This is a genomic window from Anaerocolumna cellulosilytica, from assembly GCF_014218335.1.
GTDB lineage: Bacteria > Bacillota > Clostridia > Lachnospirales > Lachnospiraceae > Anaerocolumna > Anaerocolumna cellulosilytica.
This window is the reverse complement of the sequence record NZ_AP023367.1, coordinates 1251991-1271559: the sequence shown is the minus strand read 5'-3', so window position 1 is coordinate 1271559 and position 19569 is coordinate 1251991. Positions and strand designations below refer to the sequence as shown.

At 34.7% G+C, this 19569-nt stretch carries 21 protein-coding genes and 1 riboswitch; of the genes, 11 read left to right on the top strand and 10 right to left on the bottom strand.

From position 1 onward, the window contains the following. The first annotated feature begins 67 nt into the window (after positions 1-67). Positions 68-538, top strand: a complete 471-nt coding sequence (locus tag acsn021_RS05490; protein ID WP_184090832.1) for a pyridoxamine 5'-phosphate oxidase family protein — start codon at positions 68-70, stop codon at positions 536-538. A gap of 167 nt (positions 539-705) precedes the next feature. Here the strand turns inward: acsn021_RS05490 and acsn021_RS05485 are convergent, their stop codons facing one another. After that, positions 706-1464, bottom strand: a complete 759-nt coding sequence (locus tag acsn021_RS05485; protein WP_184090830.1) for a class I SAM-dependent methyltransferase — start codon at positions 1462-1464, stop codon at positions 706-708. A gap of 302 nt (positions 1465-1766) precedes the next feature. Between acsn021_RS05485 and acsn021_RS05480 the strand changes: the two genes are divergently transcribed. Beyond that, positions 1767-3110: an APC family permease gene (locus acsn021_RS05480; protein ID WP_184090829.1), complete on the top strand. Its 1344-nt coding sequence runs from the start codon at positions 1767-1769 to the stop codon at positions 3108-3110. Between the two features lie 237 nt (positions 3111-3347). Here acsn021_RS05480 and acsn021_RS05475 read toward each other — a convergent pair whose 3' ends face one another. Together acsn021_RS05475 and acsn021_RS05470 are read right to left on the bottom strand one after the other, a co-directional pair. Further along, entirely contained in the window at positions 3348-3569 is a 222-nt protein-coding gene (locus tag acsn021_RS05475; protein WP_184090827.1) for a hypothetical protein, read from the bottom strand. 70 nt (positions 3570-3639) lie between these two features. After that, positions 3640-3957: a winged helix-turn-helix transcriptional regulator gene (locus acsn021_RS05470; RefSeq protein WP_184090825.1), complete on the bottom strand. Its 318-nt coding sequence runs from the start codon at positions 3955-3957 to the stop codon at positions 3640-3642. Positions 3958-4220: 263 nt separating this feature from the next. Here acsn021_RS05470 and acsn021_RS05465 point away from each other — a divergent pair, with 263 nt between their 5' ends. Further along, a complete protein-coding gene (locus acsn021_RS05465; protein ID WP_184090823.1) occupies positions 4221-4547 on the top strand; it encodes a cupin domain-containing protein in 327 nt (108 codons plus the stop codon). An 85-nt stretch (positions 4548-4632) separates the two neighbouring features. Beyond that, positions 4633-5013 (top strand): VOC family protein, encoded by a 381-nt coding sequence (locus acsn021_RS05460; RefSeq protein ID WP_184090821.1) that lies wholly within the window; start codon positions 4633-4635, stop codon positions 5011-5013. Between the two features lie 66 nt (positions 5014-5079). On the opposite strand, the gene acsn021_RS05455 is transcribed toward acsn021_RS05460, so the two are convergent. Continuing rightward, on the bottom strand, positions 5080-5931 hold the full coding sequence (locus acsn021_RS05455) for an AAA family ATPase (RefSeq protein WP_184090819.1): 852 nt from the start codon (positions 5929-5931) through the stop codon (positions 5080-5082). A gap of 180 nt (positions 5932-6111) precedes the next feature. Between acsn021_RS05455 and acsn021_RS22770 the strand changes: the two genes are divergently transcribed. Both acsn021_RS22770 and acsn021_RS05445 read left to right on the top strand, forming a co-directional pair. After that, positions 6112-6426 (top strand): hypothetical protein, encoded by a 315-nt coding sequence (locus acsn021_RS22770; RefSeq protein WP_184090817.1) that lies wholly within the window; start codon positions 6112-6114, stop codon positions 6424-6426. 382 nt (positions 6427-6808) lie between these two features. After that, positions 6809-8164, top strand: a complete 1356-nt coding sequence (locus acsn021_RS05445) for a S41 family peptidase (protein ID WP_184090816.1) — start codon at positions 6809-6811, stop codon at positions 8162-8164. Positions 8165-8249: 85 nt separating this feature from the next. Here acsn021_RS05445 and acsn021_RS05440 read toward each other — a convergent pair whose 3' ends face one another. Next, positions 8250-8717, bottom strand: a complete 468-nt coding sequence (locus tag acsn021_RS05440) for a hypothetical protein (protein ID WP_184090814.1) — start codon at positions 8715-8717, stop codon at positions 8250-8252. Between the two features lie 596 nt (positions 8718-9313). On the opposite strand from acsn021_RS05440, the gene upp reads away from it, so the two are divergent. Further along, a complete protein-coding gene (gene upp / locus acsn021_RS05435; protein WP_184090812.1) occupies positions 9314-9943 on the top strand; it encodes a uracil phosphoribosyltransferase in 630 nt (209 codons plus the stop codon). Positions 9944-10059: 116 nt separating this feature from the next. Here the strand turns inward: upp and acsn021_RS05430 are convergent, their stop codons facing one another. Continuing rightward, positions 10060-11121 carry an aldose epimerase family protein gene (locus tag acsn021_RS05430; protein WP_184090809.1) on the bottom strand — a complete coding sequence of 354 codons (1062 nt, stop codon included), beginning with the start codon at positions 11119-11121 and terminating at the stop codon, positions 10060-10062. Between the two features lie 344 nt (positions 11122-11465). After that, positions 11466-11676, top strand: a riboswitch (cobalamin riboswitch). 283 nt (positions 11677-11959) lie between these two features. Here acsn021_RS05430 and acsn021_RS05425 point away from each other — a divergent pair. After that, on the top strand, positions 11960-12364 hold the full coding sequence (locus acsn021_RS05425; RefSeq protein ID WP_184090806.1) for a DUF4430 domain-containing protein: 405 nt from the start codon (positions 11960-11962) through the stop codon (positions 12362-12364). A 4-nt stretch (positions 12365-12368) separates the two neighbouring features. Continuing rightward, complete coding sequence (locus acsn021_RS05420; RefSeq protein WP_184090803.1) at positions 12369-12890, top strand: hypothetical protein; 522 nt, start codon at positions 12369-12371, stop codon at positions 12888-12890. Positions 12891-12958: 68 nt separating this feature from the next. Here acsn021_RS05420 and acsn021_RS05415 read toward each other — a convergent pair whose 3' ends face one another. Together acsn021_RS05415 and acsn021_RS05410 are read right to left on the bottom strand one after the other, a co-directional pair. Further along, positions 12959-14572, bottom strand: a complete 1614-nt coding sequence (locus tag acsn021_RS05415; RefSeq protein ID WP_184090800.1) for an ASKHA domain-containing protein — start codon at positions 14570-14572, stop codon at positions 12959-12961. A gap of 169 nt (positions 14573-14741) precedes the next feature. After that, positions 14742-14942, bottom strand: coding sequence for a cold-shock protein (locus tag acsn021_RS05410; RefSeq protein WP_033165096.1), 201 nt, complete (start codon positions 14940-14942; stop codon positions 14742-14744). A 381-nt stretch (positions 14943-15323) separates the two neighbouring features. Between acsn021_RS05410 and acsn021_RS05405 the strand changes: the two genes are divergently transcribed. Beyond that, positions 15324-15743, top strand: coding sequence for a helix-turn-helix domain-containing protein (locus acsn021_RS05405; RefSeq protein WP_184090797.1), 420 nt, complete (start codon positions 15324-15326; stop codon positions 15741-15743). A gap of 5 nt (positions 15744-15748) precedes the next feature. Here the strand turns inward: acsn021_RS05405 and acsn021_RS05400 are convergent, their stop codons facing one another. Then, positions 15749-16039, bottom strand: a complete 291-nt coding sequence (locus acsn021_RS05400; protein WP_184090794.1) for a DUF1294 domain-containing protein — start codon at positions 16037-16039, stop codon at positions 15749-15751. 269 nt (positions 16040-16308) lie between these two features. Here acsn021_RS05400 and acsn021_RS05395 point away from each other — a divergent pair, with 269 nt between their 5' ends. Beyond that, the gene (locus acsn021_RS05395; RefSeq protein ID WP_184090791.1) at positions 16309-17430 is read left to right on the top strand and encodes a DUF6709 family protein; all 1122 of its coding nucleotides are present in this window, start codon (positions 16309-16311) and stop codon (positions 17428-17430) included. Between the two features lie 248 nt (positions 17431-17678). Here acsn021_RS05395 and aspS read toward each other — a convergent pair whose 3' ends face one another. Then, positions 17679-19469: an aspartate--tRNA ligase gene (aspS, locus tag acsn021_RS05390; protein ID WP_184090788.1), complete on the bottom strand. Its 1791-nt coding sequence runs from the start codon at positions 19467-19469 to the stop codon at positions 17679-17681. Positions 19470-19569 lie beyond the last annotated feature (100 nt).

Genomic DNA, 19569 nt, shown 5'->3' with positions numbered 1-19569 from the left:
ATATAAGTATGCAATTAGCAATAAAACATGTTAAGGCAATATTATATATAAATCAGGAGGAAAACATATGCAATATCGAATGAAGCACTTTCAATTGACAGAAGAAGACATTAAAAAACTTCTACAAAGAGCAGAAACTGGGCGCTTAGGAACAATACGTGAAGATGGATATCCCTATGTCATTTCCATGCACTTTGTTTACTACAACGGCAAGATCTATCTGCATGGATTGCCTAAAGGTCAGAAGATTGACAATGTGAATCACAATCCAAAGGTATGCTTTGAGGTTAACGAGTTGTTAGGGCTTCAACCGGGCGAAAAGAATGCCTGTGATACAGAAGCAATTTACAACAGTGTAGTTCTAACTGGAACTGCCCAAATCCTATCAGATGCCTTATACAAACGAGAAGTTTTAAACAAGTTAGTAGAAAAATACACACCTCAATTCGTAGGAAAAGAGCTCCCCGAAAACATGGTAAAAGGTACTGCGGTTATTGAAATACTGGTAGAAAAATGTACAGGAAAATATCATAAGTAGGAGTTTTTAGTATCTGCTTTTTACATAGTTGAGGGCCATCTTCTTATTTTGATTCAAAAAGCAAAGGTGGTACTCAAATTCCGCAGTGTAAAATACTCATACTAAGAAAGTTGCCAAGAACACTTTAAGAGAGTCCTTGGCAACTTTTTCTATACCTGTCTTTTAAGCTATTTCTTCGCAATCATTAAATAGCGATGTATCGTTCCCTCAATTTTACCAGTTTCATTAATGATTCTCTGCATTTCTAATAATTGAGAAAAACACCTTTCCACTGAAAAAATAGGAAACTCCCATTCTATTATGTGTGCAAACCATACAAATGCACCAACATCGTAGAAGTAGATAGGTCTATATGCTTCTTCGGCTTGAATGATTTGAAATCCTGCATTATCAAATACTTTACGCTGTTGTTTAAGATTCAAATGCGGAAATGGTTTCGTACTTCCTGGCAAAACCATTTCTACTAAGTCTCTCTCATTATCACTACCGACTTGCTGCGTTATAAATACACCATCATTTTTTAGAAGCCTATATAATTCTATAGCGTTGAAATCCCCATGACGATTTATAATCACATCAAATGTTTCATTACCAAATGGTATTTCGGATGGTTTATCACACGCCTTAAAGTTTATCCCAAGGGGGAGTAGTTTTTCTCTGCACAAATCAACATTTGGTTTAAAACCTTCTGTTGCTGATGTTCTACTATATGGATGATTTAATGATAGTAAAAACTCACCGCCGCCAGTATCATAGTCTAAGATATTTGATTTACTATTTAAATACTGTCTAACTATTTTCTCGTAATCCCATGGCAAGTCGTTTTCTTCCTCATATCTCCCATGAATATGAGAGAAGTCCCATCCATGTATATGTGCAATTTCCTCTTCTTTTTTCCAGATTACTTTTAATTCTTCTACATTCATCTTTTCTGCTTCCTTTCAAAAATTAATATATTTTGATTGGTGCAGTTTCTGACAACATAAGTCAAACCTAGTAATTAACCTCGATACAATCTGCTGTCAGTTAAAACTGCACCGAGTCGTTAATTCGTTTCATCATCTCAAGCCTCCGAATTCTGATTTACTCATTATATCGAACATAATTCCAAAATTATTAATTATAATAGAATAATATTTAAACAAATTGTTTAAAAGATTTTGACAAAATTCATATCTGCTATTAAAATAGTACAGTATTGTAAAAACAACACACAGTAAGGAGTTTTATGGACAATAAAAATAAACAACATTACGGGCTGTTTACAGCTACCACCATGATAATCGGTATAGTAATCGGTTCGGGTATCTTTTTTAAAAGTGACGATGTATTAATTTATACAGGAGGAAGTGTAGAACTTGGTGTTATTGCATTTATCATAGGTGCCTTTAGCATCATCTTTGGCAGTCTTACTCTTTCAGAGTTTGCAGTTCGTACAAAACATGATGGAGGAATTATTGGATACTATGAAGAATTTATCTCAGTAAGTTCAGCCAATGGTTTTGGTTGGTTTCAGACATTTATTTATTTTCCTACCATTATTGTCGTTATTTCATGGGTAACTGCAATTTATATATTCTCTTTTTTAGGCATAGAGGGAAGTGTAGAACAACAAGTTATTCTAGGACTTATCATTTTTACCGTATTTTATTGTATTAATACCCTCTCGTATAAACTAGGCGGACATATACAAAATATAACCACAATAGTAAAGTTAATACCTTTATTTTTGATTGCCCTAACCGGTCTATTCTATTCTGGACAAGACATTAAAATACCAGAAGGAACTGCCTTAATCCCAAACTCTAATATTGGACTTGCATGGCTTGCCGCCTTACCTTCTATCGCCTTTTCCTTTGATGGCTGGATAGTCTCTATTAATATTACTAATGAGGTTGAGAATCCTAAAAAAAACATGCCCCTGGCACTTATCATTGGCCCTTTAACGGTTCTAATTGTTTATCTGCTATATTTCTTGGGGCTAAATACTATGTTAGGTCCTGATTATATCATGGCAACGGGAAATGAAGCAGTGAATAAAGCTGGTGAAATTCTTTTTGGTAATTTCGGTATAAGGCTTTTACTTATTTTTATTATTATATCCATCCTCGGCGTTGTTAATGGTATGACACTTGGCAGTATTCGTATGCCGCAAAATCTAGCCTTTAAAAAAATGCTTCCGGATTCAAAAACCCTTGCAAAAATTCATCCAAAATATGAGCTTTCGCTGTCTTCTGCTCTCTGCTCTTATTTAACTTGTGTGGTCTGGATGCTACTGCATTATTTCTCTCTAAAAAGTAATATTTTTAAAGGCGGTGATATAAGCGAGAATGCCATCGTTTTCAGCTATATTTGCTATATTCTGCTTTATATAAAAGTACTTAAGCTTAAGAAAAAAAATATCATAACCAGCTTCTTTAAAGGTGTTGTCTGTCCTATCCTTGGTCTTTTAGGCTCTCTCATTATATTAGTAGGAGGACTTATCTCAACCCCTTTATATGCAAGCGTTTTTATCCTCTTCTGTTGCTTAGTATGTCTTGCAGGCTACCTGTATTCAAAAAGACGGGTATAAACTTTTGTATAGAAGTTTATAATAATCTACCTTTAAAACTTTATGACGAATGATTTGCTTTATAACTCTCCGCATTACTGATAGGAGAACAAAATAGAAGAGGAGTTTTCGCTCATGGATTAGTAAATCCTTGCAAAAGCTCCTTTTTTAATGTAGATTTCTCCTTTTTCAATATTTATTATTTAACTGCATGATTAGTCCATGGACAATATTAAAATTGAATTATTTTTACAGTCCTTATCTACCATTCCCCCATGCTGCATCAAAGCTTAATGCCACCTTATTTTCATCTACATCCACGCAATAAATAGGTAGTTTTTTATTATTAGCTGAATTTGTTACAGACATTGCTTTTGGTATGTAGTTGATACCAAGAACTAAGAGAGACAGGAATGTTAAAACAACGATTCCTGTTTTTACAAATAGTTTTACTTTATCCCATTGTTTTTCATTATCCATATTTTCACCATAGAAAACATTGTCATTATAAATATATGAATAAAGAATCTATCTATTACACAATAAATATCTACCTGGTCTTTATATGTTCACTCCCCCAACTGCTCATTGCATCCAAAATAGGTTTTAAGGTCATTCCCAGTTCTGTCAAAGTGTATTCCACCTTTGGAGGAACTTCCGGGTAGACTTTTCTTTGAACAATTCGATCCTCCTCCAGTTGCCTAAGCTGCTGTGTTAACATTTTCTGGCTGATACCATGAATTCCTTTACTAAGTTCACCGAATCTTAAAGTACCGTGATTCATTAAATTTCTTATAATGAGTACCTTCCATTTATGACCGATTAAATTAACAGTGTGCTCAATCGGACATGAATTATCACATGACATCCCAATTTCTCCAATCATTATAACGTAATACTTACTGTTTAGTTAGTATAACACAAAATAGTGCCTTCTTGCAATTTGATTGTACTCCTATTATGATAGAACTATGATATTCATGAATATTTAACACGACAGCTAAATTACAAATTAATTTCTATCGATACTGAAAGAAATAAAACTTAACGAAAGGATGCCACAAGAAATTTTTTCTGTACTATATAGTGGCTTTGATATACTGTTATAAGTATGTCAGAGAAAGGATAAACATGAAAAAAGTTAATATTACGTCCATACTTAAATCTGTTTCGGTTAAAAATAACCGCACTGAGATTTTTAAGGAAGGGACATTGGATATAGGGTTATTACAATATGCACCTGGGCAGACTACACCTGATCATAAACATTCAGATTTAGATGAGGTATTTTACATCCTATCCGGTGAAGGTACTATTACCATTAATAAAGAACCTACTGCTTTAAAAGAATATGATGTTATATATTCGCCGCGGGGAGAGTTCCATGGTTTTAACAATACAAGTACAAAAGACCTGATTGTGTTACAGATAAAAAATATTCTTCCCTCAGATGTATAACACCTTTCATATCAACTTGGGAAAGATATAGATATCTATTGTAACTTTTAAATGCAATAGACTGTAAAAGAAAGGATAAGGATTTATGTTTAAAAGAATTGATCATATTGCCTTTTCAGTAAAAGACAGACAGAAATCTATCGATTTTTATGAGACATATTTTGGCTTTCAGAAATATTTTGAACATGATGTTCCTGGAATACCTGAATTAGAAAAAGTGGTTTATCTGCGGCTTGGTGATACAATTTTAGAATTTGAACACTGGACAGACAACAGACAAAATAACGGATATCATTTCTGCCTCATCAGTGATGATTTCTATTCAGATTACCTACGCCTAAAAAATGCCGGTATTCCTGTTGTTTTTGAACCTCACGTTCCTAGCCCAAGAATTCCGGAAGAAAAGGGCTGGATGCGGGTTTTATTTAGAGGACCTGATAATGAATTAATAGAAATACGTGGATAATTCTCTGTTACTCTCACTTAAAACCTTATTTATGAGTATGGCTTTCATAAATAAGGTTTTTAAAAACTAAAAATACTTGTCCCTCTCCTTAAAAAAATCGTGATAAAACCGTATACTTTCTAACTCTTCCCATCGTCTTATTTCTACGGGTTCTTCATCCAAGTTATATATTCTGGCCCCTTCAGCAGAAAGTATAAATGGTGAATGCGTGGCAATAATAAACTGACAGTTAAAGAATCTTGCCATATCTGTTAATAGCTTGGTCAGCTCAAACTGATATCTGGGTGACAAACTGTTTTCTGGTTCATCTAATATATAAAGATTCCCTTCTTTTAATTCCCGGTCGAAATAATTAAGAGCGTTTTCACCATTGGAAAATTCTCTGGACTTTGTTCCTGCATTGGTGTTAACATATTTTGTTGCTGTAAGCCTTCTAGTTGTATTTACTTTCTTTAGATTTTCATAATCCTCAAGATTTCTATAATGAAAATCACTAAATTTATATTTCATATATTCCTCAAAGGATTTCTCCTGAGAGATGCCAGTTGCTTTATTATTAATTCTCTGGTTTAATATATGGTCCATTATATCTTCACTGGATATAATTTTACTTCCTTCCGGAAGACCATTCCTTAGTTCCTCTTCCTCTTCAAGCCCATATTTGCATAAATGGAGGAAATTATGAAATTCTTTGCTTCGGTCAACCGTTGTTATTCTTTGTAATCCAAGCTTGTCTGAAATAAGATTTAGCAAGGTTGATTTACCGCTTCCATTGCCACCATAAAATATAGTAATCCGTTCGAATGTTATCAATGTCAACTCTTTAAAATAAAAGACCGAAGATGGATATGCAGAAGGAAGCAAATTCATATCTATGTGATATTGGTTTGGTAGAGAAAAGCTCTTTAAGTACACCATGTCATACGAATCCTTTCTAAAATGAGCATAAACTTTTCCCTCAGTGACATACTAAATATGAAAACCCTAAGAGAATATATCTGTATTTCCCGAAAGATCTGCGCTTATAACACCCTTTGTTACGAATTGTAATGTATATTGATTTTCTATGTACTTCAATTCTTTGTGCAGAATTGGGTTATGATTCAAAGAAAATCTAAAATGAACGAAAGGAAGCCACGAGAGAATCTTTTACAGTTTGCTAGCATTAAGTTGCAAAAACTATTAATTAAAAGTTTAATTCTCTTACTATTGTGGCAGTATTGCAGCCTGTCTGCATTACATGGGCAAAACATGAATAATTACAAAGATAGCAAAGGTACTCCTTCCAAAGATACCGGAGCGAAAGACAAAATTAATCTGGATTATGATTTTAATACCGAGTATGGTGACGGTGATATACCAGATATCGATAAACCGGGCAATAATACCAAAAATAATGAGTCTCCTGTTTAGTAAATCTAAGAAAAAAGAGATTTACTTATACCAACTGCTATTCAAAATAAACTACTTAGAATAGCAGTTGATTATATGCTTTACCTGCCTCCATATTAATACATATACAATGAAAATACAACACACGAAAAGAATTATCTTATGATATTTATTCAAGCTTCCATCTGCGACTTTAGCGGCATATTATTAAAGAGGGTTTAAAATATTATACAGAAACTATTCTTTAATATAATTTTAATGTATTTTAGAAGAATTCTATCTATTAATTATTGGGAAAATATGCTTTAATATCCTTAGTGGCCTCCATCAGCTTTGTGAAAGCAACAAGGTGTTTTAAATTGATTTAGGTAAATGTGAGTAGAATTTAGAAAGGATAATCATCATGAAAGTCATCAAACCATTTATTGTTATTGGTACCCTTTTCATCTTAAGTACTGCCGTATTAGGGGGATGTAAATTATTTACCCCAGTAACAAGTCAGAATACTACGATTGAATCCAATAGTAAGAACTCTACCGGTATAAGTCAGAGTAACAGAGATATTATCCTGCAAAATGACTATACTAGCGATAAAAGAAACCTCCTTTTAAAGGAAGACATTGTCTTCCTTACAGAACAATTAACCAAAAAGCATAAAAATCCTTATCATAACATAACAAAAAAAGAATTCGAAAGTAACGTTCATTCTATTATGAATCAAGTGGACACAAAAGATAATTCCGCTATTTTTGTTGAACTGCAAAAGCTCGTTGCATCCATTGGAGATGCTCATACCACTATCAATACTTGGGACGGTTACACATACCCTATGGATTTTTATTACTTAGACGGTGGTATTTACGTCATAAACGCGGATACTAATCTAGCGGATATTATATTTTCCAAAGTATCTAGAATTAATGGTACAGATATAAATGAGATAATACCTAAACTTTCTGCCTTGATACCCAGTGAGAATGAACAATGGAAGCTATATAACCTGCCTGGATATCTAAAATCTCCTGGATATTTATTGGGCCTGGGTCTGATACCTGACGAACATTCTACTGTCTTTGATTTTGAAACAGGCGATGACCATGGTACTATTATAACTGCACGCATAAACACATTGTCCTACGGTGAATCCCCCAATTATTACCTAACCTACGACACCGACAGAAACGTCTATTTTTATGATTATAGCAACGAAGACTACTATTGGTATAACCTCTTAGAAGAAGATAAGACATTATATTTCAAATATAATGTCTGCACCAATATGGAGCCAATGAACTTTCAAGAGTTTAATAAAAAGATGTGGCAAAGCACTGTTTCTAAAAAAGTTTCAAAAATCATAATAGATTTAAGAAATAACACAGGAGGCAATTCTACAGTCATTAACCCTTTTCTTAAAAGTCTGAACAATTTCATAAAAGAGTATCCTGATACTTCTGTATATGTAATTATCGGACGTGAAACCTTTTCCTCCGGTTTAATGGCAGTATTAGATTTAAAAAAGACAGTTCCTGGTGCTGTCTTAATCGGTGAATCCACCGGCGGTTCTCCTAATTCCTATGGAGAAGTTAAACATTTCAATTTGCCTAATTCTCAACTACCTGTTACTTATTCTGTGAAATATTTTAAATTGACGGAGGATGATGCGAAAACCATTCAGCCTGATATTGTATTAAAACCGGACATACAGGACTTTAAACTAAATAAAGATGTTATCATAGACTACCTTTTGAATCAGAATTAATAGGAAAAAATATACCTCATAGACGCAAGAATGGACGTATATCAGAACAATAAGCACCCATATATACGTCCTCTTCTTATGGTTGTCAGCTATTAACCCCGGTATTATTATTTCCATCACCGGGTATCAGCATTTTGTCCAGTACTGTCTTATAGACTAATACAATATGGGCATCAATAAAACAATATTTGTTAACAATAAATTCATAAGTTTTTGCTAAGAATAACATTATCATCAATAAAATGCTTAATATTGTAATGATAGGATGCAAGTCTTTTGTGATTAAAAAAAAGATAGCTCCTATAAAAAATAAAAATGAAAAAAAGTAAGTCTTGCTGATGCGTATTGCAAGAAACATGGCATCATTTAAACGTCCCTGCATTTTTTTAATCGTTATTCTGTCTTTGTTTTTTAAGTTTTCATATATGTCATTGTATATCTCTTTACTGTCAAATACTTTGTTTTGCAGGCTTTTCTGGCATACAAAAAAATATTTGTTGTAATTATTTTCACCTAGTTCACTACTGATTAGTTTTTTAAAGACGCTGGCCATGTGGTTACCTTCCTCTCATCTATTTATTCACTCCGGACAAATATTATTTTTTGCTTTGGATAGATGTTTCTCTTAGTATCTGTACCCTTGCGGATTGTAGCCTCTGAAATTCCTGTGAATAGCTCCTTATTTTAACAGTTTTTCTCTATTTTTGAATAGATTTAAATATTCATAAAATGTTCACAAATCATCCATACAATAAACATATATGTCTATTATAATAAAATCATAGAAATTGAAACAACATGTTATACTAATTCGCTTATAAGATAATTTTTTTCATAAAACAAAGCCTGGTAGTTACCCTCCCCCCTCTACCGGGCTTCTCCTCTGTTCTGAGTACTTTTTCCTTTCACTTTCCAACTATTTATTCAGCTCATCCTTGATTAAAACTTTTTAAATGAATCATAATGTATAATTGGATCATAAGAATTCATTGATACTTCATTCTTCTCTTTTATTTATGAAAAAGTTTTGTAATATATAAATTTATGCTTTTCTTAGGCATGAAATTTTGTTATAATGATTGGTAGAGCAAAAATTCCGTCTGTCACAGGCAGACATACACGTGAATAAAAATATTTGGAGGCACGACTATGTCAAAAGTAACTATTATGAATCACCCGTTAATTCAGCACAAAATCGGTATTATGAGGCGTAAAACCACCTCAACCAAGGAATTCCGTGACCTAGTATCCGAAGTTGCCATGTTAATCTGTTATGAAGCAACAAGGGAACTTCCTCTTGCTGACATTGAGATAGAAACTCCTCTCGTTAAAACGATAGCACAGGAAATTGCAGGTAAAAAACTTTGCATCGTACCTATTCTGAGGGCTGGCCTCCATATGGCTGATGGTATCTTAAACCTGATTCCTAATGCAAAAGTTGGACATGTTGGTTTATACCGTAATGAAGAGACTCTTGAACCCGTTGAGTATTTCTGCAAAATGCCAAGTGATGCAGAAGAAAGAGAAATCTTTGTAGTTGATCCTATGCTGGCTACCGGCGGTTCTGCCAGTGCCGCCATTACCTTATTAAAAAATAAGGGGATTGCCAAGATTCATTTCCTATGTTTAATTGCTGCTCCTGAAGGTGTAAAACGATTTACAAAGGAACATCCGGATGTTGATGTTTATATTGGTGCCTTAGACGAACGTCTGGATGAACGTGGCTATATTCTCCCAGGACTTGGAGATGCCGGAGATAGAATATACGGTACTAAATAATTATATACGCAACCCCATAAAAAAGTGCTTATACTCCTAAAATTTGGAGTCGTAAGCACTTTTTCTAAATATTTTTTAAGTTTTATAGCTATTATTACGAAGTTAGAAATATTATCTTACTTATCTGCGGAAAATTTGAAAACCGTTACAAAGTCATATTCATTACCTGCTTTTAAGATACTTGAAGGAAATTCTCCTTTATTACAGGAATCCGGAAAGTACTGTGTTTCAAAACAGACACCATCACGTTTCTGATAAATATAGCCTCCCTTACCTGCCTCTTTACCACTGATAAAGTTACCGGTGTATAACTGAATTCCCGGCATGTTTGTGAATATTTCCATTTTACGTCCACTCTTATCGTCAATCATTTCACCAATCTTCTCTACATCACTGCCATTGGTATTAAGAACAAAGTTATGATCATATCCTCCGGCCAATTTTAGCGGCTCATAATCCTCTTCAATATCTTGTCCCAAAGCTTTTAATGTACGAAAATCCATAGGTGTCCCGTTTACATCTCTTAATTCCCCTGTCGGAATCAAAGCTGCATCCGTGGGTGTGAACTTGTCTGCTTCCAGTATAACTTTCTGTTTTAAAACACTTCCAGAATTATGGCCTGACAGGTTAAAGTAGGAGTGATTTGTTAAGTTTACTACGGTATCCTTATCAGAAACTGCAAGATATTCAATCACCAGTTCATTGTCATCTGTCAAAGTATAAGTTACACTGATATCAAGATTGCCCGGAAAACCCTGTTCCATATCAGGACTTAGTCTGGAAAATTCAATAGAATCAGCATCTTCTTCTTCAAAGGTCTCAACTTCATACCAAAATTTGTTATAACTTTTGAAACCACCGTGAAGATTATTTTCCCCATCGTTTTTTTCAAGTTCATATTTTTTATCATTTAATACAAATACTGCACCACCGATACGGTTCGCGTGGCGTCCGATAAAAGATCCATATCCTGGAGAATTGATTTCATAACCTCTTACATTATCATAACCTAACACAACATCATCTAATTTTCCGTTTTTATCAGGTACTAAAATATTGACGATATTGGCACCGTAATTCGTAAAGCTTACTGACATACCATTTTTATTAATCAAGGTATAAAGAGTTGCTTCTTTTCCATCCTTTGTCTTACCAAAGGAATGTTTTTTAATACTCATATATATTCTCCTTTATATCTGCATTGTTAATTACTAGAATAATCCACTTTATAAAAAAGTGCAAGTCATTTTTGAATATATATGCGCCTTTAATATTTCTGTAACTTTTGTACTCGTAGTAGGTGTCTATAGCCAGTTGACAAGAAATAAATGGAATGCTATACTTTGATTACAACGTTCACAAATTTACCGGCTATTTACCAAGTGTTATGCCATACGAATGGAGACTGCCTTCAACTCAGTTCTCTCATTCCGGCATAACCTTACCGGTAAATCTTATTCGAATGAAAGTTGTAACTCATATGTCTTATGGTATATGCTTCCATGTATATATTCTTTTATACCATAACATAACAATTTCAAGTGGTCTTATTAAATACTATTTTATAAGACATAATAGGGAAACAGGTGTAATACCTGTACGGTCTCGCCGCTGTAAATGTGTAGTTTGCCAAAACAGCAAAAAGCTGTTATATCACTGGGAAGACTCCTGGGAAGATTTTTGGTAAATGTTGATACATAAGTCAGAATACCTGCTTGATATTCGTACCGCATAAGCCACGAGGATTGGATTAGGTACATAGTCTGCTGACAGAAACATCTGTCGGTTTTCTTGTATTAGTTACATTGAGTCCGGCCAAGTGGCAGGGCTTATTTTTATGCCAGAATAAAGCCCTGCGTACAAAAAAGCGTTTCTACGGATATATTTATGTTACTTTGTAACCCGTTTTAAGCGCAGTCTTATAGTTGAAAGAAAAAATACTATACGAAAGGTGCCGCAACTCTTTCTTTCAGCCGTATGCGGCAAGGCTCTTAATAATAGCCTAAAGGAATTTTTATGGAACAGAGAAAAAAACGAACCGGACTAATTGCCGGTGTATTATTTCTTATTCTGGCGATTGTTGCCATGACCTTTTTATACAATCAGTTTATGGAGAAAGGTACTCCCGGTGCAAAAAAAATTGTTGTTGAGGTCATACAGGAAGATGAGAGCAGTAAAAGTTATGAAATCCAGACAGATGCAGAATATTTAAGACAGGCTTTGGATGAAAAGAAGCTGATTGAGGGAACGGAAGGCGACTTTGGCCTTTATGTAACCACTGTTGATGGCAGAACCGCAGATGAAGGAAAGCAAGAATGGTGGTGTCTTACTCAGGATGGTAACATGCTAAATACCAGTGTAGACGCCACACCGCTTAAAGATGGAGACCACTTTGAAATCACCCTGACTGTGGGCTGGTAGGTAAATGAGGCTTAAAGACACGGTAATCATCGGAATGCTTGGAGCTCTTTTGGTGGCAGTTCAGGTCGGCCTCGCTTTCCTGCCAAATATCGAGCTAGTATCCCTGCTTATCCTTGTGTTTACACGTATTTTCGGTAAAAAAACCTTATACATTATAAGCATATTCATACTACTGGAAGGTTTTTTATTCGGCTTTGGAATCTGGTGGATGAATTACCTCTATGTATGGTTTATCCTCTATTTTCTAGCTTCCTTCTTTGGTAGAAAAGAAGATACCGTATTAAAAACAGCTTTGTTATCCGGCTTTTACGGCCTATCCTTTGGAGCTTTATGTACGATTCCTTATTTCTTTTTTATAAACTATCACAGTACGCAATCAGGCTTTCAGAATGCCCTGGCATACTGGATTTCAGGTATACCCTTTGACATAACCCATGGTATAGGGAATTTTGTACTTGCACTGTTTTTATACCGCCCTTTGATGTTTACACTTAAACATCTAGTAACATCTTATTATGCGAATTAGAGTGAGTCTGAAAACTATCGTTTAAACGGCGCGTTCGTATAATATAATTAGTTTTCAGACTCACCTAACTACAATCGCGGAAAAGACATCGCTTTAATAAATTCTTCCTGGAACAGCTCCATTACGGCTAACTCCAGATGTTTTACTAGCGAGCTGTTTTCTTCCGCGATTTCTCTTACTCCGTCATTCAATAATACCTTTTCAGCTCCTGATAGTGCTGCATTACCGATAAGTTGAACTTTCTTCTCATCAACACCTGGAAGAAGCCCTATTGTTATGGCCTTACATACATCTAAATTACTTCCGAATGCACCTGCTATTAATAGATAATCAATCTCTTTTAATTCTGTATTTTCATTTTTTAATAGCAATCTCATAGCAGCATATATTGCTGCCTTGGCCAATTGTATTTCCCGTATGTCTTTTTGAGTTATAACAACTTTATTCCTTTCATCTTCCCATAAGATAAATTCATTGGATTCCCCTGCAAGCCCTTGTAATCGTCCGGTTTCATCCATAAGTCCCATACGGTATAATTCTGCTATAGCTTCAATAATACCGGAACCACAGATACCTACAGGAACAGCACCTTCCTCTTTACCGATATATTCTAGGTGGGTTTTATCTTCCCTAATCTGAACTTTAGTAATTGCCCCAACTAAAGCTCCCATCCCCTGGTGCAGGGCACCGCCTTCAAATGCCGGCCCGGCTGCTGTAGAACAGACTGTCATCCTTCCATCTTTCGCGAAAACTAATTCTCCATTCGTACCAATATCTATTAATAAGGTAGTACCTTTTCGTTCAAAGAGATTCTCAGAAAGAATACATCCTACGGTGTCTCCCCCTACATGTCCACTGATTCCCGGCATTACATAGACAAACCCATCAGGGTTAATATCTATTTTCAAGTCTCTTGGTGACGCCATAACCCCATCATAGGAAACACCTTGAAAGGGTATTTTAATTAAGTTGTCTACTGGCTTTCCAAGTAAAAGATGCGTCATAGTTGTATTTGCAACCAGGACAACCTTATCAATATTGGTTTTAGAAAGAGAATTAACATGGACTAATTCCTGAATTAGTTCGTTACAGCATTCTCTTATGAGCTTAGTAAGATTCTGCAAATTCTCGCTACTTTGGCTGGCATAGGTAATTCGGGATATGACATCTCCACCGTAAAGTCTCTGAGGATTAAGGCGGGTTAAGGTTCCCAAACATCTTTTTTCATTTAATTCCCATAACCTGGCTACTACTGTCGTTGTACCCACATCTACAGCAATCCCGTAACTGGTCTTGTAATTATAAGTCTTCCTTACTGCCTTACTATCTTCATTTTGGGATTTCGATACTCTTAAAGCATGATTCTTATAAGTTAACTTGTCCTGAGATATTCCCTTGTTTACTTTTTTATCGGTAAGAATTACACAGGTGTCTTCTTTTATCGTAAAACTACATGCTAAACGATATCCTTTTGCTCGTTCTTCTTCTGACAAATGAAGCATCTCTTCCTTTTCATAACACCAGTCATTTCCTTTTGTAATAAGAACCTTACACTTTCCACAGGTTTTAGCTCCCGCACAAACGCCACCCAAATCAATCCCCTGTTCCCTGGCAATGTATAATAAATTGCTTCCAGGCTCTGCTTCTGTCTTGTATGATAATGGTAAAAAGGTTATATACATATCTAAACTCCATCTTCAACATTTTGATTAACAAAAAAGGCTATCCCGAAGGATAACCTTTTAATCAATTTCGTTCCGTACAATATAGCTATTTCTATATAAAAATTGTTAAAAATAATAATTCTTAAAATAATTTATCTAGAAAAAGGTACACTGAAAACTTTGTTGATTATAATTTTGTTACGTTAGTAGCCTGAGGTCCTTTAGCTCCTTGAACAACATCGAAAGCAACTTCTTGTCCTTCTTCTAATGACTTAAAGCCATCCATGTTAAGTCCTGAATAGTGAACAAAAACGTCATTTCCCTGTTCGTCAGAGATAAATCCGAAACCTTTTTGATTGTTGAACCATTTAACTGTACCTTTGTTCATGATAATTCCTCCAAATAAATTAATTTACTATCGTTGCAACGTTACTTTTATATCTATTGCAACATACTAATCATATCACTTATTTCCTGTTCTGTCAAATAATATTTTGGGAATTTTTATGGGAATGTCTACGAATTATATAATATTTTTGTTTGATATTTTTAATCGTATTATATATTATTAAAGTAATTGATACGTTTTTTTACTCTATTGGCTACATTTTGTTGCATATTCGTATATTTTATTTTTAAGTTGGTATAATAAATAAATTATAACATAATATTTTGAGTAATTATGATTATTTCTGAATTAAACTGTAAGATTAGCGAAATGATTCCGGTAATTGAGTCCTAAAATTAAAAATCAGTAGGGGAGTTTAGTATGCCTGAATTATTACTAAAAGATAAATTACGCGAACTACGCACCAAAGCCCATTACACCCAGAGAAAAGTTGGCCAATATCTTAATATGACCCGACAAGGCTATGCTCATTATGAGGCAGGCCTGAGAAATCCTGACTATCAAACCTTACTTAAATTGTCAAATCTTTATCAGATAGACATTGGTGAACTTATTAATAGCCAGACAACGCCTATTACCCATGATACCCTTCATGAGGATGTAAATTATAGTATTAAAACCAATAACGTAAAACAAAAATTCTCTACTTCCAGAGTAATACAACTAACTCAGGATGAGAAAAAGTTATTTAATTTGTATTCCAGATTAACTGAATCTGAGAAAAAAGACGTTATTTTAATTCTAGAGCACAAAGTCCGTAATTCTAAAAAGAATCTTTAATACCTCTATAATAATGCCTGCCATCCCCATAACCCCAATACTATATGTAGCAATAAAATGGCAGGCATACCATATCGAAAAGCCGAATGCTTCGTTTTATGTCTAAATACTTGCATGCCAAGGATTGCTCCTAGGCTACCTCCCAGTATTGCAGTTATAAATAAAGTTTTCTCTTTTATTCTCCATTGGTTCTTTCTCGCACGTTGTTTATCTAAACCCATATATATAAAGGCTGCTGCATTCATTAGAGTGAAATAAGCCAGTAGTACTAATTTAATTATTTCAGAGGGTATCATTGCTACCGCCTTTCTTTATCATTATTTCATGTAACACACAGTTTGCTATTAGTGAATTAGTTCTATTCTACACTCCTTTCTTCCAGAAGTCCATGCTTTTCATTCGTTTCTTTGGAATTGTGGGTGGTTTTAGAGATAAAAGTAGAAATAATTATTGACAAAATTTTCAGACTAAATTATATTAGAATTGGCTTATTATACGTAAACTTAAATACATAAGGAAAAGCATTTAGATTAGTTACTGTGCTTAACCTTGGGAGGGATTAGAAATGTTAAATGAACTAAAGAAACTATCTAATAAACGCGCTATAGTCCGCATAGGCTTAGTTGCAGCCGCGTTAATAATGGTACTAATATTTTTTACTGGTGATTTTGTTAAAAGCATACAAGGACCTAAGGATCTTTATTCCATAAATGCTAAAGACATCCCTGGCGCTTATGTAACTGGTGAGATTACTGCAATGATAGATCCCTTTGCAGAGTACTATACCTACGACAGCGATGGCACTAAAAACAGTACCGAACAGTATTATATCATTCCTGTAGGAGAAGAGGAATACGCCGCAATTGAGATAAAACCTGAGGATTTTGATATTGCGGATCGAATTTATTATGATACATATGATTATTTATACGGAAATATTGACGAGTTAACCGTTTCAATGAAAATTACGGGCACTTTTCAGGAAATGGACCCGGAAATGGTACAATATTTTGAAGAGACGATTGCTGCTTCCGATTATTTTTATGATTTTTCTGAGGAAGAAATTGATAAACTTATATATCCTTATGTACTGAAAAAGGATATGATTGGTTCTAATGATACCATCCCTCTCTATCTTATAATGGCTTTAACTGTAGTACTTTTTCTATATATTATAATTGTTTTAATCAAGATAATCACCGGTGCGTACCTTAATTCAATTCGCAAATACATCTCCAACAATGAGTCTAGTACCAGTCAGGAGAGAATAGAAGCTGATTTTGAGAATGCAGTCAAGGTAGAATCCACAAGAATTGGCGAAACATGGACCTATTATTTTGACGGATTAAAACCAATGATTATTAATAACTCAGATATTATCTGGGCTTATCAAGAGATAGTAACTCACAGACGTAATGGCATTAAAGTAGGGACAACCAAGTCGGTTATCTTATATAATAGAAACAAAAACAAAATAACTTTAGCCATGAAAAAAACTGACAGTATTGAGCTAATATTAGAAACGTACGCGCGCCAGCACTCCCACATAGTAATGGGATATAGTGAAAACTTAAAAGCTACCTTAAAAAAAGATTTTGAAGGTTTCTTAAGGTTAGCTTACCAGCAAAATGCTTCACAGCAAACAGAAGATAGTTCTACCTGGAATGACAGTGATTTCAATGCATAAATAAAATTGTACCTGCTATAATAAGCCTGCTTTGATTATCAATGCATTAACATCTTAAAAAACATATACGTAATTTACATTTATAATTTATGAATCAAATTCTAATGCAAATAAGAGGCATAATTATGATATACATAACTATGCCTCTTATTTATTTTATTTTTTTAATGCTTACTACTACCTATAACCTATTCGAAACATATCAACACATAATGATTTTGCGTATGATTTAATAGGTACTGAAAAGCTTATTCTTCCTGATTAGTAACTTCTATCCCCAGTTCTACTAGTTGTTTGTCCTCTACCAGATTAGGCGCATCTGTCATTAAACAGGAAGCGTCTTTTACCTTCGGAAAAGCAATGACGTCACGGATGCTGTCTTCTTTTGCCATAAGCATAATTAGACGATCCAATCCGTAAGCTAAACCAGCATGTGGTGGTACTCCATATTTAAAGGCATTTAACAAAAAGCCAAATCGGTCATAGGCATCTTCTTTTGTAAAGCCTAATACCTCAAACATTTTTTCCTGAATATGATTTTGAAAAATTCTCACACTGCCGCCACCGATTTCTGTACCATTTAATACAATGTCATAAGCTTTTGCACGAACTTTAGAAGGATCTGTATCTAATAGCTCTAAATCTTCTTCCATAGGCATGGTAAATGGATGATGCTTTGCCGTATATCTTCCTTCTTCTTTGGAGTACTCCAAAAGCGGGAATTCTGTAACCCATAAGAAGTTATAGACATCTTTCTTCAGTAAATCCTGATTTCTTGCCATCTCAAGTCTTAAATTACCCAATACATCAAATACAACCTCATCTTCGTCTGCCGCAAATAATAATAAATCACCCGGCTTTCCAGACATAGCTGTAACTAAAGCAGTTAATTCTTCTTCTGTCATAAACTTTGAAAAGGAGGATTTAAAACTTCCGTCACTGCCTATTGCCAGATAAGCAAGCCCCTTTGCTCCGAAACCTTTTGCAAATTCAACCAGTGCATCTATTTTCTTTCTAGGCATTTCTCCCTGACCAACTGCATTGATACCGCGCACGGAACCACCTTTTTCCAATGCCCCTGTAAATACAGAGAAGCTGCAATTTTTTACGGTTTCAGAAACATCTCTTAATTCCATACCAAAACGAGTATCCGGCTTATCTGAACCGAAACGTTCCATGGCTTCTTTATAAGTCATTCTCTGAATAGGAAGTTTAACTTCAACACCAATCGTTTCTTTAAAAAGTTTTTGCAGAAGTCTTTCATTAATTCCGATGACATCATCTACATCAACAAAAGATAATTCCATATCGATTTGCGTAAATTCCGGCTGTCTATCTGCCCGTAAATCTTCATCACGGAAACATTTCACGATCTGAAAGTACCTATCATACCCGGAGCACATTAATAATTGCTTAAAAAGCTGGGGTGACTGCGGAAGAGCATAAAAATTACCTGGATGAACACGGCTTGGAACCAGATAATCTCTGGCACCCTCCGGTGTACTTTTCGTTAACATGGGTGTTTCGATTTCCAAAAATCCCTCTTCTGCTAAGAACAATCTGGTTAAATTTGCCACCTTACTGCGCATAATCAAGTTCTTTTGTAAATCCGGTCTTCTAAGATCTAAATACCTGTATTTCAAACGAAGTTCTTCCTTGGTTCTACTCTCTTCTTCAATTGGGAATGGAGGTGTTTCAGCCTCAGAAAGAATGCGAAGTTCAGTCGCTCTAATTTCAATTGCACCTGTAGCAAGATTTTCATTGACAGCACCGGAACGAGCTTCTACCTTACCGGTAATTGCAACAACAAATTCACTTCTTAATTTTTCAGCTTTTAAAAATCCATCTACCCCAATGTCATTTTCTTCAAAAATTACCTGCAAAAGACCCGAACGGTCTCTTAAGTCAACAAATATTATACCGCCTTTATTTCTGCTTTTTTGTACCCAGCCCATTACAATGACTGTTTCACCAATATTAGCAGTTGAAACCTCCGTACATCTATGACTGCGGTGTAAGCCCTTCATCGATTCTGCCATATTTACCTCCTGATAACCTGTTGTGCTTTTCTTATATTATTTATTTAAATGAATGTACAAGCTGTAAAAAGCAACACTACATAAGCATTGCTTTTACAGT